General features: G+C 69.3%; 15 protein-coding genes. 1 reads left to right on the forward strand and 14 read right to left on the reverse strand.

The features are described 5' to 3' along the window. Positions 1 to 11: 11 nt before the first annotated feature. From KY572_RS27520 to pcnB, 7 genes are all read right to left on the reverse strand, one after another. Positions 12 to 4571: a myxosortase-dependent M36 family metallopeptidase gene (locus tag KY572_RS27520; protein WP_224245948.1), complete on the reverse strand. Its 4560-nt coding sequence runs from the start codon at positions 4569 to 4571 to the stop codon at positions 12 to 14. Between the two features lie 141 nt (positions 4572 to 4712). After that, entirely contained in the window at positions 4713 to 5390 is a 678-nt protein-coding gene (gene mtnC, locus KY572_RS27525) for an acireductone synthase (RefSeq protein WP_224245949.1), read from the reverse strand. Between the two features lie 33 nt (positions 5391 to 5423). Beyond that, a complete protein-coding gene (locus tag KY572_RS27530; protein ID WP_224245950.1) occupies positions 5424 to 5930 on the reverse strand; it encodes a hypothetical protein in 507 nt (168 codons plus the stop codon). Positions 5931 to 6051: 121 nt separating this feature from the next. Next, positions 6052 to 6549: a Wall-associated protein precursor gene (locus tag KY572_RS27535; protein WP_224245951.1), complete on the reverse strand. Its 498-nt coding sequence runs from the start codon at positions 6547 to 6549 to the stop codon at positions 6052 to 6054. A gap of 219 nt (positions 6550 to 6768) precedes the next feature. Further along, complete coding sequence (locus KY572_RS27540) at positions 6769 to 7311, reverse strand: 1,2-dihydroxy-3-keto-5-methylthiopentene dioxygenase (protein WP_224245952.1); 543 nt, start codon at positions 7309 to 7311, stop codon at positions 6769 to 6771. Further along, a complete protein-coding gene (locus KY572_RS27545) occupies positions 7308 to 7928 on the reverse strand; it encodes a methylthioribulose 1-phosphate dehydratase (protein ID WP_224245953.1) in 621 nt (206 codons plus the stop codon). Before KY572_RS27545 ends, KY572_RS27540 begins: the two co-directional genes overlap by 4 nt. A gap of 63 nt (positions 7929 to 7991) precedes the next feature. Then, complete coding sequence (gene pcnB, locus KY572_RS27550; RefSeq protein ID WP_224245954.1) at positions 7992 to 9719, reverse strand: polynucleotide adenylyltransferase PcnB; 1728 nt, start codon at positions 9717 to 9719, stop codon at positions 7992 to 7994. Positions 9720 to 10178: 459 nt separating this feature from the next. On the opposite strand from pcnB, the gene KY572_RS27555 reads away from it, so the two are divergent. Beyond that, positions 10179 to 13952 (forward strand): PKD domain-containing protein, encoded by a 3774-nt coding sequence (locus tag KY572_RS27555; protein ID WP_224245955.1) that lies wholly within the window; start codon positions 10179 to 10181, stop codon positions 13950 to 13952. A 76-nt stretch (positions 13953 to 14028) separates the two neighbouring features. Here KY572_RS27555 and KY572_RS27560 read toward each other — a convergent pair whose 3' ends face one another. From KY572_RS27560 to KY572_RS27590, 7 genes are all read right to left on the reverse strand, one after another. Continuing rightward, complete coding sequence (locus KY572_RS27560) at positions 14029 to 15570, reverse strand: sensor histidine kinase (RefSeq protein WP_224245956.1); 1542 nt, start codon at positions 15568 to 15570, stop codon at positions 14029 to 14031. Positions 15571 to 15811: 241 nt separating this feature from the next. Then, positions 15812 to 16846 (reverse strand): phosphatase domain-containing protein, encoded by a 1035-nt coding sequence (locus tag KY572_RS27565; protein WP_224245957.1) that lies wholly within the window; start codon positions 16844 to 16846, stop codon positions 15812 to 15814. Further along, on the reverse strand, positions 16843 to 17886 hold the full coding sequence (gene plsX / locus KY572_RS27570; protein WP_224245958.1) for a phosphate acyltransferase PlsX: 1044 nt from the start codon (positions 17884 to 17886) through the stop codon (positions 16843 to 16845). Before plsX ends, KY572_RS27565 begins: the two co-directional genes overlap by 4 nt. 10 nt (positions 17887 to 17896) lie before the next feature. Then, positions 17897 to 19204 carry an MFS transporter gene (locus KY572_RS27575; RefSeq protein WP_224245959.1) on the reverse strand — a complete coding sequence of 436 codons (1308 nt, stop codon included), beginning with the start codon at positions 19202 to 19204 and terminating at the stop codon, positions 17897 to 17899. Positions 19205 to 19215: 11 nt separating this feature from the next. Next, the gene (gene gltC, locus KY572_RS27580; RefSeq protein ID WP_224245960.1) at positions 19216 to 21255 is read right to left on the reverse strand and encodes an adventurous gliding motility protein GltC; all 2040 of its coding nucleotides are present in this window, start codon (positions 21253 to 21255) and stop codon (positions 19216 to 19218) included. Continuing rightward, complete coding sequence (locus tag KY572_RS27585; RefSeq protein WP_317987909.1) at positions 21252 to 22100, reverse strand: outer membrane beta-barrel domain-containing protein; 849 nt, start codon at positions 22098 to 22100, stop codon at positions 21252 to 21254. The genes gltC and KY572_RS27585 overlap by 4 nt, the downstream gene beginning before the upstream one ends. After that, on the reverse strand, positions 22100 to 22858 hold the full coding sequence (locus tag KY572_RS27590; RefSeq protein ID WP_224246023.1) for an outer membrane beta-barrel domain-containing protein: 759 nt from the start codon (positions 22856 to 22858) through the stop codon (positions 22100 to 22102). The genes KY572_RS27585 and KY572_RS27590 overlap by 1 nt, the downstream gene beginning before the upstream one ends. Between the last annotated feature and the right edge of the window lie 20 nt (positions 22859 to 22878).

The raw sequence follows: 22878 nt of genomic DNA on the forward strand, positions 1-22878 counted from the left end.
GGGCTGAGCCTTCAGCGCGGTGACGGGCGACGGCGGCCCAGCAGGGCCAGGCCCAGCATCAGCAGCGGCACCACCGAAGCGCTCGAGCTCCCCGCGCCGCAGCCGCAGCCGCCCTCCGCCTCCACGTCTCCGCCGCCCGTGCCACCGTCTGGCGCGGGCTCCTGCCGCGCGAGCACCGTGATGGACACGGTGTCCTCGCCGCTATCCCCGCTCGGATCCGTCACCCGCAGCAGGAACGTGAGCACCGTCGTCGTGCTCACGTCCGGAGCCGTGAAGGTGGTGGAGAACGCACGGGGATCGCTCAGCGTCACGGCCGGGCCCGCGGTCTGGGTCCACTCGGGGCTGAGCACATCGCCGTCGAGATCCATCCCGAGGCCTTCCAGGGTCACCGTGGTGCCCTCGACGACATTGCGATCGGGCCCCGCGTCCGCCATCGGCGCCCGATTCACGGGGTACACGGAGACAGTCACGGTGTCCGTGCTCGAGTCCACCCCATCGCTTACCGTGAGCTGGAAGGTGAGCACCGTGAGCACGGTCACTTCGGGTGCGGTGAAGGCAGCCTGAGCCGTGGTTGCATCCCTCGGCGTCACGGAGGGCCCCGTTGTCTGCGTCCAGGCGTACGTCAGCGTGGTGCCGGCGTCCGGATCGGCGGAGCCCCGTCCATCCAGCGTCACCTCCGTCCGCTCCGCCACCGTCTGATCCTGGCCCGCGTTGGCCACGGGTGCGCGGTTCACCTCCTGCACGGTGACGTTCACGGTGTCCGTGCTGGAGTTCCTCCCGTCGCCCACCGTGAGCTGGAAGGTGAGCACGGTGGCCGCGGTCACCTCCGGCGCGGTGAACCCAGGCTGCGCCGAGGTGGCGCCAACCAGCGTCACCGAGGGGCCCGCCGTCTGCTCCCACGCGTAGGTCAGCGTGGTGTTCGGGTCTGGATCCGAGGAGCCTCGTCCATCCAGCGTCACCTGCGTCCGCTCCCCCACCGTCTGGTCCGGCCCCGCGTTGGCCACGGGTGGGGTGTTCTCGCAAGCGGCGGGCTGCTCGACCACCGTGGCGAAGGGCGTGTTGGTGATGCCCGTGAAGCTCACGTTATCGATGTCCCAGCCCTCATCGCCGATGCTGTTGTCCGAGCCGATCCGGAAGCGCACGCGAACCGTCCTTCCCTGGTAGGCCGTCCCGAGGCTGACGGTCTCCAGCGTCCAGTCGGGGTAGTTCTCGCTGACGTCGCTGTAGGCATCCCGGCCCGAGAGCGGGTTGCTCACCGAGGGAGAGATCGTCCCCACGTAACCCGGCGAGGCGAAGGCTCCGATGTCCGTCCACGTCTGCCCGTCATCCGTGCTGAGTTCGATGACGCCCCCGTCGTAGAAGTCGAAGGCGTCCGAGTCGAAGCTGAAGCGGTGGAGGAACGTGAAGCCGAAGTCCCCCGTGGGCGCCACCACGAGCGGCGGAGAGGTGAAGTAGATGTCCGCCTTCGCGGGCGCGTCCGGCCCGTGGAAGTAGCTGGCGAGCGGCGTCTCGGAGACGCGGCGCCAGGGCCCGAGGTTCCCCAGGGTGGTGTCTCGCGAGGCGGTCCACACCACCTGCTTGCTCTCCACGTCGTCCGTCGTGGAGCTCTGGGGCGTCTCGTCCGTGTGGATGCGCTCCTCGAAGCTCGCCGTCTGATCTCCGGGGATGGCCAGCTCCGCGTCGCGGTAGGTGACGTTGAAGCGGATGGTCCGAAGCGTCGAGGTGCTGCTCACGGAGACGGGAAGCTCGGCGGTGCCCACCCCGAGAGGCTCGATGGCGGGGAACGTGAGCAGGCCACCGTTGCCGATGACCACGCCGGGATCGTTCGAGCTGATGTGAGCGGTCGTGGCCGTCAGCGTGTCCGCCCCCGTGTTCGACAGGCTCACTCGCAGCAGGCCCGTCTCGCCGTGGTCCACCACTCCGTCGCTGTCACAGGAGCCGGAGCCCTCGACCAGCTCCGCGCCCCCGAACGCCACGTCCTTGCCGGTGGCGAAGCTCTCCACCACCCCAGCGTGGGTCGAGGACTCGCGGTCCGGCGCCACCGCCCTCAGGCCCGCCCCTCGACGCGCGAAGGCGGAGGAGAAGAGCTTGAAGTCCACCGGATCGCCCGTGTACGCGGCCATGAGCAAAGCATCCCGGGCCTCCAGGAAGGTGGGCAGCGGCGGCGTGAGCTTGTAGGCGAGCACGAGGTAGCGCTTCATCCGCTCCTGGGCCTGCGCGAAGGTCAGCCGGGGCTGGGAGCGCAGCAGCGCCGCGTAGCACTCCCAGAGCATCGTCCCCCACACCTCGCCGGAGTTGTGGATCTGGGAGTTCGACGCCCCCGCGGGCCCCGGGTTGAAGGGGGCCTCCGCCGGGAGCGGCACGCCATTCTGGATGTGCTTGAACGTGAGCGGGTTCCGGCTGAAGTCCGTCGAGTACGGATAGCGCCGCAGGCCGAAGTAGAACCCGTTGTTGCCCGCGCCGCTGGGAGCCGCGCCCCCGGCGACGTAGCCACCCACCGCGTAGGCGCCCTGGAAGCTGTCGTTGCCCGGGAGCTGCGCGTCCTCCGCGCGCACCATCATCAGCAGCGCGTGGAAGTCTCCCCAGCCCTCGCCCATGGCGCGGCCCTGGTTGTTGGACAGGCCAGCGCCGTTGGAGATGAGCCGGTTGCTGATGAAGTGGCCCCACTCGTGCGCGACCACCGTGTTGTCCACGGAGCTGTCCCGGAAGGGGGCGGCCTCGTGCAGCAGCGTCGCCTTCACTGGCGCGGAGGCGAGCTGGTTCTTGAGGAGGACTCCGTCTGCCTGGGTCACCGAGAGCGCGGGGATGGAGATGGAGGCGTCCGTCCCGGTCAGCGTGGGAGGAGGCCCCGCCGAATTGTGGGCGATGATGACGCCGAGAGCCCCCGCGTTCTGCGCGTTCTTCGTCTTGATGACCATGTTGCAGCCGACGCGATCGATCAGGATGAGCTTGCCGGTCACGTTGTTGATGAGGGCCTGACAGGCATCGGTGCGGGTGCCGTTGCCGTCATCGGCGAGGATGACGTCGGCGGTCAGGTTGAAGACCTGGGGACCGAAGGTCGCCGTGCCCGCGGCGTACTCGCCCGCGATGGCGGGCGGCTCCGTCACGGTGACGCCGTAGCGTGTGTTCGGCGTGTAGAGGAACACCTGCAGCCGCGGCCGGGCCCCGTCGGCGGGAGTCATCATGGTGGCGTTGTTCTGGCCGCTGCTGTCCTGCGCCTCGGCGCGCAGGCTGTCGTTGCCGAGCCCGCCTCGGCCGTAGTTGTCGGTCTGCGCGTTGCCCGTGGCCTCGGTGAAGCCCGCGTCGTAGTACCAGTCGTGCAGGAAGTTGTTCACGTAGAAGAGCTGCGTGACGGCCGCCATCCGCTGCTCCACGCTGGCTCCCGGCTGCAGCGAGACGTCATAGACACGGTCGAAGCTGTTGGGACTGGTGGTCGAGGCTCGGAAGTCCGTGCCGTCCAGCCCGTCCGCCCCGGAGATGTCCACGTAGGCGTCCACGTTGTTGCCTAGCGTCTCGGTGGCGCCGGAGGGCAGCCAGGGATCGTTCTGGCTGAAGGGCGCGTTCTGAAGGGTGACGAGGCCCGGCGAGACGAAGGGAGCCTGGTAGCCATCCGGCACGCCCGTGGGGTTCGGCGAACCCCCGAGCCCCTGCGGACCATCCTGGGGAACGAACGCCCCCGCCGAATCGGCCCAGACGCGATACGAGAACGTGTCCGAGGCCGTGAGGTTGTGGCGGAAGAGCAGCCGCCCATCGTCCGCGGCGATGACGTAGGCATAGGCGTCCGAGTCCTGGCCGCTCCCCTCTCCCGTGTGTAGCTCCACGTAGAAAGCCGGCACCAGCCGATCCGGCAGCGGGAAGATGACGCGCTTGACGCGAGCCGGCGTCATCATCCCCTTCGAATACCGGGCGCGCTCACCGGACGCGAAGTCGAAGGAGGTATAGGGGCCCTGAGCCTTGCCCACCGGCTCGAGGCTCGTGGCCTCCAGCCGCTCGCCATTCAAGTCCGCGTAAGCCAGGGAAATGGCTTCGCGCTCCTGGAGGCGGAAGCGCAGCCTGCCCAGACGGGACTCCGGGGTCACATGCGGGCTGAGATAGCCCGAGATGCCGATGAGCTCGTGCTGCTCGTTCAGCACCACCGTGAGCCTGTGGCGGAAGACCTCGATGCCCTCCAGGTCCTGGCCGAAGGTGACGAGGGCCGTGCCCTGCTCGGGGAGAGACTCCTCCACGCTGGCTCGTGTCGAGGCCGCCACCTGCGGCGCCAGCCCATAGAGCGGAGCGAGCCGGGACAGGTGCGCCCGTGCGGCCTGCTCGGGCCCCATCCGCTTCAGGCCGGACCGGATGCGGGGATCGACTCCGGCGGGGTTCCCCCACACGAGGGTGGGCACCCCGAGCCGGGGTTCGGTGTGCAGCACGTGCACTCCGAGGAGCCGTGAGGGGCGACGAAGCGCCTCGCGAGGTGTGGAGACGGTGCTCGATGCGAACGCATCCAGGGAAGGAAGCTCCCGCGCACCCGCAACGGTGCTCGAGAGCACCAGCACGAGGCTGGTGACCGACAGGTGCCATCGCTTCACGACATGCCCCCAGTCTGTCGAGCGCGCCGGAGCGCGGCTCGGGTGCTGACTCGTCTCCATGTCCCCGACGAACACGGAGAGACCACGGGCATCAGTGTACGGAAAGAGCTCTCCCGAGGACACCCACGAGGGGCGCGTGGGCTACGGGCGGACCTCGTCGAAGCTCCGAGCCACGGGGTGGGTCCCCGGATCCACTCGGGGACCTTCGCCTCGGATGAGGCACCACGTCCGCATTCCCGCGGTGCGGGCCGCGTCCAGCTCCTCCCGCACGTCCGAGAGGAAGAGGACATCGTCCGCCGGCAGGCCCAGTTCCCGGATGATTGCGGCGTAGGCGGAGGACTCCTTCTTGCCGCCGACGCGGGTGTCGAAGTAGCCGCTGAACAGCGGCGTGAGGTCGCCAAAGGGCGTATGCCCGAAGATGAGCCGCTGGGCGTGCTCCGAGCCCGAGGAGTAGACGTAGAGCCGGAGCCCCTGTCCGTGCCACTCGCGCAGCCGGCGCGCGGCATCCTCGTAGACGTGTCCCTGGAAGGCACCCTCGCGGTAGCCCTGCTCCCAGATGAGCCCCTGCAGGCCCTTGAGCGGAGCGAGCTTCTGGTCCGTCTCGATCCACCTCAGCAGCGTGCCCACGAGCTGCTCGTCGTCCAGCGCTCCGCCCGCCAGCTTGCGCGCCTCATCGAGCAGCTGGCGCACCTCGGGCCTGTGGCCCTGGGCGCGCACGAACGCAGCCATGTGGCGCGCGGAGTAGGGAAACAGCACGTCCTTCACGAAGGACAGGCTCGAGGTGGTGCCCTCGATGTCCGTGACGATGGCTCGAACCATGGCGCCCATCTTCGCTCGACTCGAGGCACGGCACTACTTCGAATGGAGCACCCACTCCTCGGTGGGGATGAGCTTCATGTTCGTGAAGCCGTGGCGATTGATGAACTCGGCGAATCGCCCGGATACGACGACATTCCCCTGAAGGCCACGAGGGCGGAACACGTCTTCCCCCTGCCATGTGCCGAGTTCCAAGGCGAAACCATGGATGGAGTCAAATCCGGCATAGCGGCACTCCGAGCATGTCATGGGCCTGCTGTATCGGAAGTGGCTCCGCGCCTCATCCACGGCTCCACGGCCGAAGCCAGGACTGGCGACGAAGTAGCGGGGAACGGCATCGAGCTTGGGCCCCTTGCCCTTTCTTCGCACCCGTACCACCTCGACGGGCTGCAAGCCGAGCAGGCCGGTCAGCCCTTCCGCTCGAAATGCCTCCGCCAGGCGCTCGGACACGAGCACCTCGTCGCCTGGTCCTTCCACGAAGTCTCCAAAGCCCGCCCCATGCAGTTCCAGCTCGACGCGGAAGGGGGGCAGCCACACCCTCATGCCGACGGGCTCGCTACACCGCGCACAGCGGACGGGCTCTCCTCGATTGGCAGGCTCCGCCTTGTAGAACCGGGTGTCATGAGGCCCCCATACCTCATCCTCGAGCACGAAGAAGCGCGGGTCAGGTGGCAGGTCCGAAGCCATTGGGAAACCTCTTGCGCATATCCTTGCGGCTGTAGATCTCGCGCAGCTTCGCCATGAACTCCTCAGGCGTTGCTCTGCGCTCACGCCGCAGCCACTTCATGACCTCCAGATCCACCTCGCGGTGCCATTTCTGGTAGCCACAGTGTGATTCCTGGTCCTTGGCCCTGGCCACGAAACGCTCGTCTCTCGGCTCATACAGGCCGCTGAGGGTTGGATGATCCTTCAGCACCTCGGCGATGGGGCGAGAGATGACGTGATGATTCTGGCCCTGGCAATCAGGAGGCTCGGGGGCGGCTTCTCCTCCGGCTTCGGCGGCTTCGGCGAGTTTCGCGTCCTCCGCCTCCTGGGCCTGCTCCTCGAGCGCCTCAGCCCGGGATTGCGTCGCCCCGTAGACCGTCTTCACGCTGGCGAGGACTTCGGCGATCCTTGCGGGGCTGACCATGCAGCGGTTCGCCGCCGTCAGCGGATCTCTCAAGATGCAGCAAGTCTCCGTGTCCCAGCACGAAACTTGAGCCAGGTAGACGGGCTGGCTCGCGTCCGCCAGCAGGCTCTCGTCACTCGGTCGACTCGCGATGGAATGTGTCCCCGAGGAGCATCCCGCCGTGCCCCCCGCAAGCGCGACCCACAGGCAGAGAAGGAGGGCACGCCCTCCATCATTCGTTCGCGTCATGAGTGAGCTCTGACAGGTGCGTCTTCAGGCCGCCAGGGACGGGAAGCGCGTGGCGATGTCGTTGCCCGTGAAGTGCGCCACCCACCCCTCCGTGTTCGTGAAGAGCCGGATCGCGATGAAGCGCGGCTGCGGCCCCATGTCGAACCAGTGCGGCGTCCCGTCCGGCACTCCGATCAAGTCCCCCTTCTCGCACAGCACCGCGTACACCCGCCCCTGCTTGTGGATGTTGAACAGCCCCTGCCCCTCCACGAAGAACCGCACCTCGTCCTCGCTGTGCGTGTGCTCGCTCAGGAACTTGTTGCGCAGCTCCACCTTCTGCGGGTGATCCGGCACCATCTTGATCACGTCCACCGACCGGAACCCCTGCTCCTTCATCAGCCGATCCACCGAGTCCCGATAGGCCGCCAGGATCTCCTCCTGGCTCGCTCCCGGCTGAAGCGGCTGGTTCGCCTCCCACCGCTCGAAGCGAATCCCCACCGACCCCAGCTCTCGCTGGATGAAGGCGAAGTCCGTGTAGACCCGCGCGTTACCGGGCTCGTGGTCCGCGTAGACCTTCAGCTCGCTCATCGTCCCAATCTCCTCATCTCCCATTCGCACGCAAACAGGAACTCGAGGGCCTCCACGTGCCGGCTCGCCTCCGCCACGCTCCGCCCCCAGGTGTACAGGCCATGGCCCGCGATCAGATAACCGGGCAGCCCCGCCCGCGCCGCCATGCACTCCTCCACCCGCGCCGCCAGCCGCGCCACGTCCTGATCATTCTCGAACACAGGCACCGCCACCCGCGCCTCGTGCGTCTGGATCCCCGGCAGTGCCTTGAGCACCTCGTAGCCCTCCAGCACCACCTCGTCCCGATGCAGGCGCGACAGCAGCGTCGCGCTCATCGAGTGGGTGTGCAGCACCGCCCCCAGCCCCGCGTCCCTCCGGTAGAGCTGCAGGTGCAGCGGCAGCTCCGCCGACGGCCTCCTGCCCTCCGAGCGCACCCGCCCGTCCAGGTCCACCACCAGGAAGTCCTCGGCCCGCAGCTCGCCCTTGTGGCGGCCCGAGACCGTGATGAGCACGTGGCGCTCATCCAACCGCGCGGAGAAGTTCCCGGCGGTCGCTGGCACCCAGCCGCGCTCGAAGAAGAAGCGCCCGGCGCGAATCAGCTCCTCGGCCTTGCCGTCGAAAGAGTCCTCGGGGTGCACGAACACCACTATATGCGTGTTCCCGCCCCCCGAGCCTCTGTCTCCCGGAGCCCCGGAGGAGCCTCAGTCCTCTTCCGGCCCGTCCGAATCCGAGTCCGAGTCCGAGTCCGAGTCCGAGCCACTGTCCGCCTCGGCCCCGGCCTCGTCACTCGAGGCCGCGACTGGCTCCGCTCCCGGCGCGCCAGCGGCTCCCGGCGCTCCCGCGGAACGCCCACCCCGGCGGCGACGACGACGGCGCTTCTTGCGCCCCCCGTCTCCCTCCGTGGCCGCGCCCTCGGTGCGGACCGGCGGCAGCTCCCCGCTCTTCCACGCCTCCAGCGACTCGCGGAACTCCCCCGTGGCCTCCACGGAGATCTCGAACACCGTCATCGCCTCGTTGAAGAGCGGATGCCGGCGGAAGGACGCGCTGCGCCGACGCCGCTCGCCCGTGAGCGTGCGCTGCGCCAGCAGCAGCAGCCGGCACCGCTCGGCGATCCGCCGCGGCAGCCGCGCCGTCTGCACGAACCCCGCGAGCAGATCCTCGATGGACTGCGCCACCGACGGCCGTGCGCCCGGCTCCACCGGCTCCGCGGGAGGCGGCGTCGCCCGGCTGATCGGCACCAGCAGCGTCGCCAGCAGGATGGCGTCATCCAGCGGCTCGCCCGACGCCACGCGCCGATCCAGCGCCTCGGCGAAGGAGTAGAACGTGCGCTCCGCCTCCTTGCCGCCCTGCCGCAGGTACGCATCCACCGGCGGCAGCAGGATCTTGAGCGCGTCCAGCGCGGAGAGCAGCTTGAGGCTCGGCGCCGCCACCCCACCGCGGATGAGCCGGAACGTCTCCTCCAGCAGGCGCGCGGGCGCGCAGCGCGGCAGGTCCTCCACCGCGCCCTCCATCGCCGCGTACGTGCGCGACTCGATGTCGAAGCCCAGCTTGCTCGCGAAGCGCACCGCCCGGAGGATGCGCACCGGATCCTCGCGCATCCGGATCTCCGGATCGCCGATGGTCCGGATGTACTGCTCGTCCAGATCCCTCCGGCCCCGGACGTAGTCGATCACCCGGCCCTCGGTGACGTCGTAGAACAGGCCGTTGATGGTGAAGTCCCGGCGACGCGCATCCTGCTCGGCCGTGCCGAACACGTTGTCGTGGGTGATGAGCAGATCCTCATCCCCGTTGCCGTTGCCGTTGCCGTTCTCGCCCGCCGCCTCCTCCTCGCCGGCGGGCTCCATCATCTCCAGCGGGTTGGCGCGGAAGGTGGAGACCTCGATGATCTTCCCACCCTTGAAGTACACGTGCGCCAGCCGGAACCGGCGGCCGATGAGCCGGCAGTTGCGGAAGGTGGCGCGCACCTCGCCCGGATGCGCGCTGGTGGCCACGTCGAAGTCCTTGGGCTTGCGCTTGAGCAGCAAGTCCCGCACGCACCCGCCCACCAGGTACGCCTGGTGCCCATGCGAGTGCAGCCTCAGGACGACCTTGAGGGCATCCGGATCCAGCTCCCGGGGATCGATCTCCGCGGGCTCTCCGGAGCGCGTCAGCGTCGGTGCGACCAGCTCGGGCTCGGGGGTGACGGGCTCCGCGGCGACCACCTCGGGGGGCGGCGGCTCCACGGTCTCTGCTCGGGGTTCGGGGGGTTCTGTCGGCAGCGGCAGATCCAGCGGATCCGCCTGCAGCTCCATCTCTGCGGTCATCGGTGTTGCCTCGCTCGCAGCCTCGGGGACCGGCCGAGCCTCGGACGAGGCAACCTCGCGCGCGTCATCGGGCGCAGGTTCTGGCGGTCCGCCCGCGGGCGGCGTTTCTGTGGAATCTCGCGTCATCGCGTAGACGGCCCCAGCATTGGATTTCTGGGGCAGCCGTCTATACCGCATCCTCCCTACAGGGTGTAGCGCATGACGCCATTGTTGACCGGGGCGCCTGCTCGTCCGGGATGGGAGCGACCGCGGGAGCTTCTGGAGCCTGCCTACCAGGGAGGTCCCCGGAAATCTGGTCACCCCGGCGAGCGCGACAGCCTCCATGAGCACGCCTTGCTCCGGCGGTGCCCCTGCCCGCCTGCGGCCGCGCCACTCCGGCAGTCTTGAGAAGTGAGAAGAACGTCAGACTATTGACAACTCACCTCAAGCCCTCCTCAATTACCCCGGGTTATTGAATGAATAACCCCCCTCCAGGAAGCCCCCTCAGAGCGGGCGCTTCCGGATCCCCCCCCGCTGCCACGTAGAAAGCAGGAGCCGTTAATGAAGAGTTGGGTGAAGTCGTCCGCCCTTGGGGCCCGGTACGGCATGAGGAGCTTTGCCGCGCTGGTCCTTGGGCCGATCCTGGCGCTCCAGGGTTGCACGAAGGAAGAGCCTCAGCCCCCCGCCACCACCACCACGCAGGCGCGAGCGCTCAACACCGCCGCGGTGGTGAACTACCAGAAAGCCCAGGTGCCCATCGAGTGGCGCACCTTCACGGGCACCAGCCTGGCGCTCGGAGATGACTCCGTCGGCAGCTTCACCTCGCCCTTCCCCATCCCGTTCGCCGGCGCCACGAACCTGACCAGCGTGCGCGCCAGCATGAACGGCGCCATCACCTTCGACAACGTCACCTCGCTGGCGTTCGACAACGCCGCCCTGCCGTACGCCACGCGCTCCACGCTGGTGGCGCCGTTCTGGGATGACCTGTACCCAGGCCCCAACACCGCCAGCAACGTGTTCTGGGGTGTGCTCGGCACCGCCCCCAACCGCGAGCTCGTGGTGGAGTGGCGCAACGTCCACCACCGCGACACCCGCACCGCCACGCCCGCCAACACCCTGACCTTCCAGGTGGTCTTCTTCGAGGGCACCGAGGACGTCCTCTTCAACTACAAGGACGTGCTCGTCGGCTCGGCCACCCAGGACAAGGGCCTGAGCGCCACCGTGGGCGTGCAAAACAGCAGCACCCAGGCCAACCAGCACAGCTTCAAGACGGCCTCACTGGCCGACGAGACGGCCTACCTGTGGCGCTGGTTCACCCCCAGCCAGGCGCCCGTGGTGGGCGCCGTCACCATCAACCCCACCAGCGTCAACGAGGGTGACACGCTGACGGTGGAGACCAGCTTCACCGACGCGGACGCCGCGGACGCGCCGTGGGCCGTGCAGGTCGACACCGACTACGGCACCCGGTTCAGCACCGACTTCGCCGCCACCTCCCCGACGCAGGGCCCCGTCTCCGTCTCGGGCGTGGTCCGCACCAGCGGCAACACCACCGTGGGCGTCCGCGTCCTGGACAGCGGCAACATGGCCTCGAGCGTGAGCACCGTCCCGCTCACCGTGGCCGACGTCCCGCCCGCCGCGGCCCCCATCACCCTGTCCGCCGCCGTTCGCGAGCGCATCGCCGTCACGCTGGCCTCCTCCTTCACCGACCCGGGGCTCGACGCGCCGTGGAAGGCCGAGTGGGACTTCGACTACGACGGCACCACCTTCGCCCCGGATGCCGAGAGCACCGCCAACACCCCGGGCCCGCTGAGCCAGGACCACACCTTCGCCAACGATGGCACCTTCACCGTGGCCCTGCGCATCACCGACAAGGACGGCGTCCAGGGCGCCCTCCAGACCCTCGAGGTCACCGTCGCGGACCTGGCGCCCTCGGTCAGCGGCATCTTCGGCGGCACCGAGCTCAACGAAGGCAGCCCGATCGATCTGTCCGCCGTCTTCACCGACCCGGGCGATCACTCCAAGCCGTGGAAGATCCAGTGGGACCTGGACTACCGCGATGACACCTTCGACGTGGACGAGGAGACGGAGACCGAGACGCCCGGCACCGTCTCGCTCAACCGCGAGGCCCGCGACTCTGGCGCCCTCACGTACGCGCTGCGCATCGTGGACGCCGACGGCAGCAGCTCGCCGGTGAAGGTCATCGCCATGCAGATCGCCGAGGCGAACCCCGTCCTGGACGAGCTGCACGCCACGCTGCTGTCGGGCGACGGCAAGGAGCCCTCCACGGTGACGTTCGATCTGTCTGCCTTCAGCGGCGCCGACAAGGAGGGCGCCGACCCGATCCGCGGCTTCCTGTGGGACTTCGACGGGGACGGCGCGTTCGACTACTCGAGCAGCGCGCCCATCGCCCTGCACACCTACCGGGACAACAAGGCCGGCGGCGGCGCGTTCACCGCCCGCGTGCGCGTGTTCGACGAGGACACCTTCTCGGAGACGCAGGTCGACGTCGCCATCCAGAACGTGGCGCCCACCCTGACCATCCCCACCACGGCGAGCGCCCAGGAGGGCAGCGTGATGGCCCTGCGCGCCACCGCCACGGACCCCGGTAACGACGTGCTCAGCCTCAGCGTCTCCGGCGCTCCGGCCGGGCTGACCCACACGGCCGATGGCCTGCTGCTGTGGACCCCGTCCTTCCAGCAGACCAGCCTGGCCGGCCGGCCGTACACCTTCACCGTCACCGTGACGGATGACGACGGCGGCTCCGCCAGCACCACCGTCACCGTCACCGCCCTCTCCAAGGACTCGGACCATGACGGCATGGCCGACACCTGGGAGCAGGCCAACGGCCTGGACGCGTCCGTCGACGACGCCAGCGGCGACGTGGACGGCGACGGCGTCAGCAACCTGGCCGAGTACCTCGACGAGAACGGCGGGCCGCGCCTGCCCTCGGCCGCGGTGGCCAGCACGCCGCTCACCGGCACCCAGGTGAGCGCGCCGCAGATCGTCCTCACCGCCCAGAACGTGGCGGACCGGGGCGACCTCACCGACGTGCAGTACCAGTTCCAGGTCTTCTCCGACGCCGCGCTCACCGCGCTGGTGCGCGACGTGACGGTCGACCAGTCCACCACCGGGACGACGACGTCCACCACCATCACCGACGGCAAGGAGAGCCCGACGCTGGCCGACCTGGACGACGACCACCTCTATGTCTGGCGCGTGCGCGCCGTGGGCATGAAGGGTCCGGACGCGCTGCGCGGCCCGTGGAGCGCCGCCCAGCGCATCACGTTCAACCCGAGCAACGACGCGCCGGCGGCCCCCTTCCCCGCCCAGCCCCTGTCCGGCACCCAGGTCTCCACCAGCAAGCCGATGCTCGTGGCGGACAACGCCCTGGACGTGGATGACACGGAGCTCACCTACACGTTCGACCTGGCCGAGGATGCCGCCATGTCCGTGGCGCTCACCTCGTCGCCCGCCATCCCGGCTGGCGCCAAGGGCAGCACCGCGTGGGTGGTGACGTCCCCGCTCAAGCCCTTCGCCACCTACTACTGGCGCGTCACCGCGACGGACCCCCACGGGGCCCGGACCCAGAGCGAGGTGTCCTCGTTCACCGTCTACATCGGCCGCCCGAGCAACACCGAGCCGGCCATCCCCGCGCTCTCGGCGCCCTCCAACAACGGCACCGTGGGCAGCCTCACCCCGGAGCTCGTGGCGAGCGCCGCCACGGACGCCGACGGGGACGCGCTCAGCTACATCATCGAGGTGGACACCAGCCCCACCTTCACCAGCCCGAACCGCCAGGCCTCCCCCGTGGTTCAGGCCGGCCAGGACGGCAAGGTCCGCTGGCAGCCGGCGGCCCTGCTCGAGGACCAGCGCTACTACTGGCGCGCCCGCGCGCAGGATCCGTACAGCTCCAGCGACTGGACGGTGGGCTCGTTCGTGGTGAACGCGCAGAACAACGCGCCGAACGCCCCCGTGGCGCTCAACCCGTCCGACGCCATCCTCTACAACCGCAGGCCGACGCTCCTCATCCAGAACAGCACCGACCCCGAGGGTGACGCCATCACGTACGCCTTCGAGGTGCGCAACGCGGATGGCCAGGTGGTGGCCTCGGGCAACGTGCCCGCGGGCGGCAACGGCCACACCTCCTTCAGCGTGACGCAGGAGCTGGACGAGGGCGCCGAGTACGTCTGGGTGGCGCGCGCCAAGGACGCGGCCAACGCGGTGAGCGCGGCCTCCGCCGAGGCTCGCTTCCAGGTGTACAAGGCCCCGGAGATGCCGAAGCCGGATGACGGGGGCTGCAGCACCGGCGCGGGCGCGCTGGGCGGCCTGCTGCCCCTCATCGCCATGGCGCTCGGCATGCTCCGCCGCCGTCGGAGCTGAGCCCACCCGGCACTGAGCTTCCCCGAGGAGGCGTCGCACCGAGGACAGGTGCGGCGCCTCCTTTCTTTTCAGGGCCTCAGGAGCGCGCGCCCGTGCCGCTGGGAGGCGCGGGCAGCTCCGCGGAGAGCGTGGGCAGGGTGAGGTGGAAGGTGGTGCCCTGGCCAGGCTTGCTGTCCACGGTGATGCTGCCGCCCAGCGACTCGATGATGTTGAGGCACACCGCCAGCCCCAGCCCCGTGCCCTGCCCCACCGGCTTGGTGGTGAAGAACGGATCGAAGATGCGCTCCAGGTTCTCCGGGGGAATGCCGCACCCGGTGTCGCTCACGTCCACGGTGACGCGATCCGGCGCGCTCAGCCGCGCGGTGACGCGGATCTCGTTGCGCTCCATGTCGCCCGGCGCGATGGCCTGCGCGCCGTTGACGATCAGGTTGAGCAGCACCTGCCCCAGCCGCGTCGCGTTGGCCCGCACCAGCGGCATGCCCGAGCACTCCTCCACCAGCCGCGCCCGGCCCTGGAGCTCGTGGGAGGCCATCTTCGCCACGTCTCGCAGCACCTCCGCCACGTCCACCGGGCCCGTGCTCTCGTCGTCCGCCCGCGCCAGCGTCTTGAGATCCTGCGCGATGAAGTGCACCCGCTCGGCGCCCTCGCGCGCCTCCTCCAGCGCCTCGAGCATCTCGCGCCGCTCCTCCTGGGTGAACTCGCGCGCGGTGAGGCTCAGCTCTCCGTGGACGTACGCCAGGTTGCTGATCACGTACACCAGCGGGTTGTTGATCTCGTGTCCCACGCTGGCCACCGTCCGCCCCAGCGACACCAGCCGGTCCGAGTGGATGAGCCGCGACTGCGAGGCCTTCAGCTCCCGGGCCATCTGGTTGAAGCCCTGCGCCAGGGTGGTGAGCTCGTCCCGGCCCTTCTCCGGCAGCGTGCACTGCAGATCCCCATGGCCAATCCGCCGCGCGGCCTCGAGCAGCTCCCGGAGCCGGCGGTTCATCGGCACCAGGATGGTGAGCGCCAGGGCGATCAGCACGCTCAGCGCCGCCAGCGGCGAGAGGATCGCCACGAGCCGGCTGGTGCGCAGCCCCCGCGCCGAGCAGCGCTCCAGCTCCGTCAGCTCCGCCTGCTCCATCTCCAGCGCCGCCTCCAGGATGGGCTCCACGTTCCGCCCGAACTCCTGGATGCTCACCCGCGGAGGGGCCCCGTCCGAGCCGATGCCCGAGGGCAGCCGCCGCACGCGCTCCTCGGCGCGCTCGGCCCACTGCCGCAGCTCGTGGGAGAGCCGCTCGATGTGCCGCTGCTCCTGCTCCGTGGACCGGCCGGGCCAGCCCGCCTTCTCCTCCGTGAGCGCCTGGAGCCGCGCGAGCTGCGACTCCATCCGCCGCCGGTACCCGTTGAGCACCGCCTCGGACAGCGCGCCCGAGCCGTGCACCCGCTGGAGCTCCGACAGGAAGACCAGGGCGTCCCCGCGCAGCTGGCTGTAGAGGTAGCGCTGCTCCTGGCTCTCGAGCCCCGAGTCCCGCAGCTGCTCCAGCTGGGTGGCCCCCAGGTGAAGCACCCCGCCCAGGCCCCCCACCAGGCCCACTGCCACCACCAGCAGCAGGAGCACCTTGCCCCGGATTGTCATCGCCGAAGGTGCTCCTTCATCCGGGGGACAGGCTTGAGGAGTCCAGGGCCCCGCCCCCCCTGTCTCCGGCTTGCTCGCACCTCCGCATCTTCTTGCGAAATGAGAGAAACAGGCAATAACAGAAATAAAAGTTCAACCTGAGTGTATCCTTCAGCACTTTCCGTGTGACACGCCCCCCGTGGGCGCACGAAGAGAGCACCCGCGCGGGCGAGCGGACGGCGGCGAGGCACGGCCCCGGGCGCTACTTCTTCCGGTCCTTGTGGGTCCGCGGCAGCGCGTGGGAGATGAGGGACACGTAGTCCACCGCCTGCGCGCGCGGGGGCGCCGGCGGGGTGCCGAGCGCGGCCAGCCGCTTGGTGAAGGCGGCGATGATGTCCGGCACCGGGCGGATGGCCTGGATCAGCCCGTTGGGCCCCTCCAGGGCCTGCGAGAGCGCCAGCGCCGCGTGCTGCAGCGGCAGGCCCCGGCGGATCAGATCCTGGAACGAGTTGGAGAGCGTGATGATGTTGTGCCCGGCCGTCTGCACCATCTCCACGGCGATCTTGATGACCTGGGGGGCGGTGAGGTGGCCGTCCGCGAGCAGCACCAGCGCGGCCTGGAAGTAGTTGAAGATGGGCACCACGCGCGGGCCGTAGGGCGCGAAGTGCGCGGGGGGCGTCAGCCGATCCAGGTGGATGAAGATGCGCCGCACCGGATCCGCGATGGGGATGCGCTTCCAGGCGCTGCGCACGCGCTCGGCGTCATCCGGGTAGACGCCGCCGGCCTCCAGCACCTGGGTGAGCACGCGCTCGTCCACGCGCCCGGCGATGAGGTCCGCGTAGAGCGAGTAGATGAACGCGTCCGCCTCCGCGTCGTCGCCGAAGAGCACCTCCTCGGCCTCGACGGGCGCGCCCACGCGGCTCTCGAGGATGGCGGGCAGCTTGTAGCCCACCTGCCCCCGCAGCGCCCGGAAGCGCCCGCGCAGCAGGTTGCCCACGTTGTCCTTGAGCACGAACTCGTCCCACTTCACCCCGTCCAGCTTGAGCTTCTCCTCCAGCACCGCCCGCATCTGCTTGGGGCTGCCGGAGACGATGCACAGCCGCGAGTCCCCGTTCTCCGACAGCTCCTTGATGAGCGCGGAGGCGCCCGGCACCGCCACCTTCTCGTGGGCCTTCTGGAACGCGGTGCGCACCAGATCCCGGAAGGAGTCGAAGTCCGTCCGCAGATACGTCTTGTCCAGATCCCACCGGTAGATGCGACGCGGCGGCCGGGGATCGATCCGGTCCGGCAGGCTCACTTCGGCAGACCCTCCTGGATGGAGGTGCCCAGTTGGTGGGCCACGGCCTTGGCCGCCACCTTCCCCGCGTTGGTGATGGCGCGGGCCTTGGAGCGGCCGTGCGCCTTGATGAAGATCCGATCGAAGCCGAGGATGGGCGCGCCCCCGTACTGCTCCCAGTCGGTGATGTCCTTGATGCGCTGGATCCCGCTGGAGAGCATGGCCAGGCCGGCGCGCCAGCGCAGCTTCTCCTTGTAGGCGTAGCGGGCCAGCTCCACCACCGTCTCGTGGACGCCCTCAAGCATCTTCAGGCACACGTTGCCCACGAAGCCGTCGGTGACGATGACGTCCACCGTGCCCTTGGGGATGTCCACGCCCTCCACGTTGCCGATGAAGTTGATGCCCTGCAACGAGGACAGCTTCGCGTGCGCCTCCACCACGCGCGGCGGGCCCTTCTGGGGCTCCACGCCGTTGGAGAGCAGCGCCACCTTGGGGCGCTCGTTGCGCGAGACGATGCGCGCGTACGCCGAGCCCATGACGGCGAACGTCACCAGGTCCTCCGCGGTGGCCTCCACCGTGGCGCCCACGTCGAGGATGAGCGAGAACGGATCCTCCTTCTCGCCGCGCGTGCCACGCGTGGGGTACACCGCCGCCAGCGCGGCCCGGCGCACGCCGGGGATCAGCTTGAAGTGCCGAGCGCACGCCAGCACCCCCGCCCCCGTGTTGCCCGCGGAGACCAGGGCCTGGGCCTCGCCCTCGGCCACCAGCTGCGCCGCCACGGAGACGGAGGCGTGCTTCTTGCGCGCCAGCGCCTCGCCCGGCTTCTCGTCCATGCCCACGAACTCGGCCGCGTGCTGGACGGAGATGCGCTCGGCGCGGTGCTTGGTGTCCGCCAGGGCCGCGTCGATCACCTCGCGGTCCCCCACCAGCAGCGCGTGGATGTGAGGTGCTTCCAGGGAGAGCTGCGCGGCGCCCCGCACCACCTCCTCGGGGCCGTGGTCGCTGCCCATCACATCGAAGGCGATCGTGACGTCCTTGAGCTCCTGCGAGGTCCCCGCCATATCCCCCATCTTACGAGCTTTGGCCGACACTCGCGCCCGGCATTCGCATGCGGACCGCAAGTCCCAGGGCCAGGAGGGCCCCCACGGCCATCATCGCCGCCGCCGTCCCGTAGGGCACCCCCGGGCCAAAGCCCGTGAAGAGCCACCCGCCCAGCGCCGGGCCGAGGATGCGCCCCAGCGAGCCGAAGGCCTGATAGCTACCCAACACAGCGCCCTGCCGCTCGGGCGGGGCCTGCAGGGAGACCAGGGAGGACATGGCCGGGTTGGTGAAGGCCGAGCCCACCGCGAGCAGCCCCATCACCGGGAAGAGCCACCCGTACCCGGGCGCCACCGGCAGCAGGGCCAGCCCCAGCCCCGTCACCGCGAAGCCCACCACCACCAGCCACCCCTCGCGCACCGGGCGGTAGCCCTGCTCGGAGCTGCGCTCGCGCGGCAGCAGCCGGTGGATCAGCCCTCCCTGGAGCGCGGCGGACACCACCCCCACCAGCGCGAAGAGGCCCCCGGTGCGCAGGCTGGCCTGGGACAGCATCTCCGGCGAGGCGGAGGCGGACAGGAAGAAGAGCCCGCCCTCCAGCGCCACCGGCCCCGAGGAGAGGAAGCGCGAGAGCAGGTACACCGAGAAGGTGCCCTCCATCTGAGAGAAGGCCGTGGTGAACACCAGCCCCAGCACCAGGCACACCCCCACCACCGGCAGCCGCAGCGCGAAGGCCGCCCCCTTCATGGAGCGGGTGGAGGCCGCGGAGGGGCTGCCCGGCGTGCGGGACTCCTTCAGGAAGAGGAAGGTGAACAGCAGGTTGAGCCCCGCCAGCCCCGCGGCGAACAGGCCGATGGCCCGGTTGCCGCCCCAGGCCCCCAGGAAGCCGCCCAGGGCCGGCCCCAGCACGAAGCCCAGGCCGAACGCCGCGCCGATGAGCCCCATGCCCCGCGCGCGCTCCTCGGGCCTGGTGACGTCCGCCACGTAGGCCTGCGCGGTGGAGATGTTGCCCCCGCTGGCCCCGTCGATGACGCGCGACAGGAAGAGCAGCGGCAGCGAGTGCGCGAAGGCGAACAGCACGTAGCCCGCCATGGAGCCCGCCAGGCTCAACAGCAGCACCGGCCGCCGGCCATACCGGTCCGACAGCCGGCCCAGCAGCGGGGCGAACAACAGCTGCATCAGCGAGTACACGGAGAGCAGCAGCCCCGCCGAGAACGGCGAGGCCCCGAACTTCACCCCGTACACGCCGAGCTGCGGGATGAGGATCCCGAACCCGATCAGGTCCAGCGCGACGATGCCGAAGACGACGCGCAGCGAGGCGCGTCGTGCCGCTCCCTCCTCCATAACCCCCGCGCTTACAGCGATGACGACTCGCCGCTGGCCTGGACGTCGCGGTTGGCCGAGTCACGCTCGATGCAGCCCTTGGTGAGCGTGTACTGGTAGGTGCCCAGCTCGTCTCGCCAGTACTCACCCTCGTACGGCCAGTAGAGCTGATCGTCCGCCACGGCCACGGTGTACTTGTACTTCTTGACGATCGCCGTGCGGCCACCCGCCTTGAGCTGCTCCTCGAGGAACTCCTTCTCCTTCGTCGTCGTCTCGAACTTGATGCGCAGGCCGTTGGCCAAGAGCTGCTTCAGGGCGATGAGCTCCGTCTCCAGCTTGCCCTTGGACATGATGCCCGCCTTCTCGATCAGGCCGGTGCGCTGCTCCTTCAGCCCCTCGAGCAGCGCCTTGGACAGCTCCGAGTACTTGAAGGTGTCGCCCTTCTCCGAGAAGGCATCCAGCTCGCTCTCCAGCTCGAGGATGGAGTCGTTGGTCTTCTTCAGATCCTGATCCGTGAGGGCCAGCCGGAGGATGCGCTCGAGGATGACGTCCGTGCCGTTCCTGTCCTCCTTGTTCTTCTTCTGCACGTCGGCCAGCACGCTGTAGTACTCGCCAGCCTCCATGTTCTTCTTCACCAGCGCCTCCAGCTCGTTGTGCACGGGCAGGTAGGTGCGCTCGAAGTCCTGGAGGATGAGCGAGGACTCGCGGTAGCGGCAGTTCTCGTAATAGATGACCGCCTTGAGGATGAGCGCCTCCGGGAAGTACTCCTCCCGGAAGAAGGGCGAGGACAGGGTGATGAGGTTGCCCAGCGCCTGCTCGTACTGGCCCACGCGGTAGTTGGCCCAGCTGGACTCGAAGAGCGACTCCAGCCACTGGTTGGTGCCGCGCTCGATCTTGTTGAAGTAGAAGATGGCGTAGCGGTTCTGCTGCATGCCGTAGTGCGTGCGCGCCAGCTGCATGAAGGCCAGCTCTCGCAGGGACTGATCCAGGCTGGCCTGCTCCGCCGTCTTTCCGCCCACCGGACGCGTCAGGCGAATCACTTCCTTCATGGTCTCGATGGAGGCCACCATGTTGTTGTCGCCGCGCCGGCCGTCCGCCGTCCTCACCTTGCTGCCGTTGCGGAAGTGCGCCAGGCCCTCGAGGAACTTCACGCGCGGGTAGAAGGCATCCGTGCGCGGAATCAGCGTGGCCAGCCGCTTCACCTCCTCGAAGCTCTTGTCCGCCTGGTCCGCCTGCCCCACCTGATCCAGCGCCTTGCCGCGCACGAAGTGGTAGCGCGCCAGCAGGTAGTGGAACTCGCTGCGGAACTTCTCGGGGAACTCGTAGTTCGCGTAGCGGGCGATCTCGTCCAGGATGACCGTCTCGTTCTTCGTCTTGCGGCTGATGAAGAACAGCCACTCCAGGCTCGTCTTGAAGAACTTCGTCTGCGGGCCCACCGCGAGGATCTTCGAGAACTCACCCAGCGACGAGTGGTACAGCCCCATGCGGTACAGGGCCTTGGCCACCACGTAGCGGGCCTCCACGTGGAGGCCGGCCATCTGCGGATCCTTGAGGATCTCGTAGCCGGCCATGGCGGCCTGCTCGTACTCGTCGTTCTTGAAGAGCGACACGGCCACGTCCAGCTTCTGGCGATCGGCCGTCTTGCCGGACACGTCCACCGCGTCGAACGTCATCGTCGGCGCGGTGCCCTTGGGCCCGGCCCCGGTGAGATCCAGCCCCAGGCCGCCGGAGTCCTGCGCCGCGGGCGCCGCGACGGGATCAGGCGCGGCGGCGGGCGACGGCGTGGGCGCCTCGGAGCCGGTGCCGCTCGCCGCGGGCACGGTGGGCGCCGTCTCGGACGGCGTCGGCAGCGTCAGGGGAGAAGCCTCGGGCGCGGGCGTGGGAGCAGCCTCCTCCTCCGCGCCCTTCTTGCCGCGCTGCTTCTTCTTCTTGGAGGAGGTGGCCTTGCCACGCTTCTTCTTCTTCGAGGAGGAGGAATCCAAGCCCTCGAAGCTCTGGGCTGGAGCCGGCATGGCCCAGCAGAGCGCGAGCCCGAGGAGCGCGAAGCGGAGGAGTCGGAGGGAGCGGTTCATGACTCGGGAAGGGCGGTAGGGAGGAAGAAGGAGAAGCCCAGCTCGAACAGCAGCTGGTTGCGCAGCGAATTGTCGGACTCGCCCTTCTCCACGTAGACGAGATCCCTCACCTCGGTGCGCAGCGTCATGTAGCGGTTGAGGAAGAAGCGGAAGCCGATGCCCACGTTGCCGCCGGCCGTCATCCGGGAGGTGCTCCGCACGTCCGCGCTGTCCGGCGGCCCCTTGTACTGGATGGCCGTGGCGCCCAGCACGCCGTACATGTCGAAGTGGGCGAAGCTCTCGGCCAGCAGGGAGATCTTCCCGTAGATGGGAGCCCACTGCACGTCCACCCCGGCCATCAGCGTGAGCTGCCCCGGAGCGCGGCCATCCAGCGCCTCGAAGGTGGGCGCGCTGCAGCCGCGGGTGACGCTGCCGTCGTCGCCGCCGGTGAAGTTGCAGATCTGCGCCGCCCCCGACACCGTGGGGATGGAGTAGCCGGCGCGCAGGCCCACGCCCAGCGTCTCCATGGGGAAGTAGGTGAAGGTGGCGCCCAGGATGTACTTGCGGAAGAAGGCGTCCCGCAGGGAGATGGTCGCCGAGGGGCTCAGCTCGAACCGACCCTTCTTGAGGAAGAGGTGGCCGGAGACGGGGCGGATGCGCTCGCGCAGGGGCCCCAGCGCGTCCTTGTCCACCTCGGACACGTCACCCGCCTCGGACTCGGAGGAGCCGGCAGGGGCGGCCGGAGCCGGATCCCCCGAGGGCCGGGGCGCCGCCGGAGCGGGCGCGGGCGCCGCCGGCCTGGCGTCCTGGGCCAGCGCCGAGGCAGGCAGCAGGCAGAGGGCCGTGAGCAGTCGAAGGGCGCGCATCATTCTCCCTCCTTGCCCGTGGAGCGCAGGGGGAAGAACAGCGAGATACCAGCATTGATCGTCATGAGATTCTGGATGGCACCCTTGCTGGTGCCCAGCGGCTGGTCGACGTACGAGGTGTTGATGAGCGCGACGTTGACTGCCAGGAAGTCCTTGGCCACGAAGCGCATTCCCACGCCCAGGTCCGCGCCGATGTTGACGCTGCGGCCCTCCAGGGCGGACGTCTGCGTCCTCACCACGCCGGCCCCGCCCAGCAGGTAGCCGTCGAAGTGGAGGATGGAGTTGAGGAAGGCCACCTTGCCGTAGAGCGGCGCCCACTCCACGTCCGCCATGGCCGACCACTGCGGCACCGAGTGGTAGATCTTGCTCTGGAAGGCGCGCTTGGCGGTGCGCACGTCCTCCGAGGGCAGCACCTGCATCGCGGAGGCGCGCGCCGACAGCGCCAGCGTGTCCGCGAAGTAGTACGCCCCGCGCAGCGAGGCGCCGAGCTTCGAGTAGTACGGATCATTGATGGAGAAGCTCACCAGCGGGGTGAGCTCGAAGCGTCCCGCCTTGCGGTACACCTTGCGCTGGACGCTCTTGACGCGGTCCTCCTGGGTGATGTCCGTGGGCAGTGCGTCCAGCGGCTCCGGTGGAGGAGCCGCGGGCGCGCTGACCGAGGGCGTGGGTGAGGGCTCGACGGCTGGGGTCTCGGTGGTGTCTTCGGTCTTCTGTTCCTCGGCCTTGCTGGCGTCGTCGCCCGTGAGATCGAGCCCCATGCCCTGATCGGACTGGGAGA

This window comes from Hyalangium gracile (assembly GCF_020103725.1).
Lineage (GTDB): Bacteria > Myxococcota > Myxococcia > Myxococcales > Myxococcaceae > Hyalangium > Hyalangium gracile.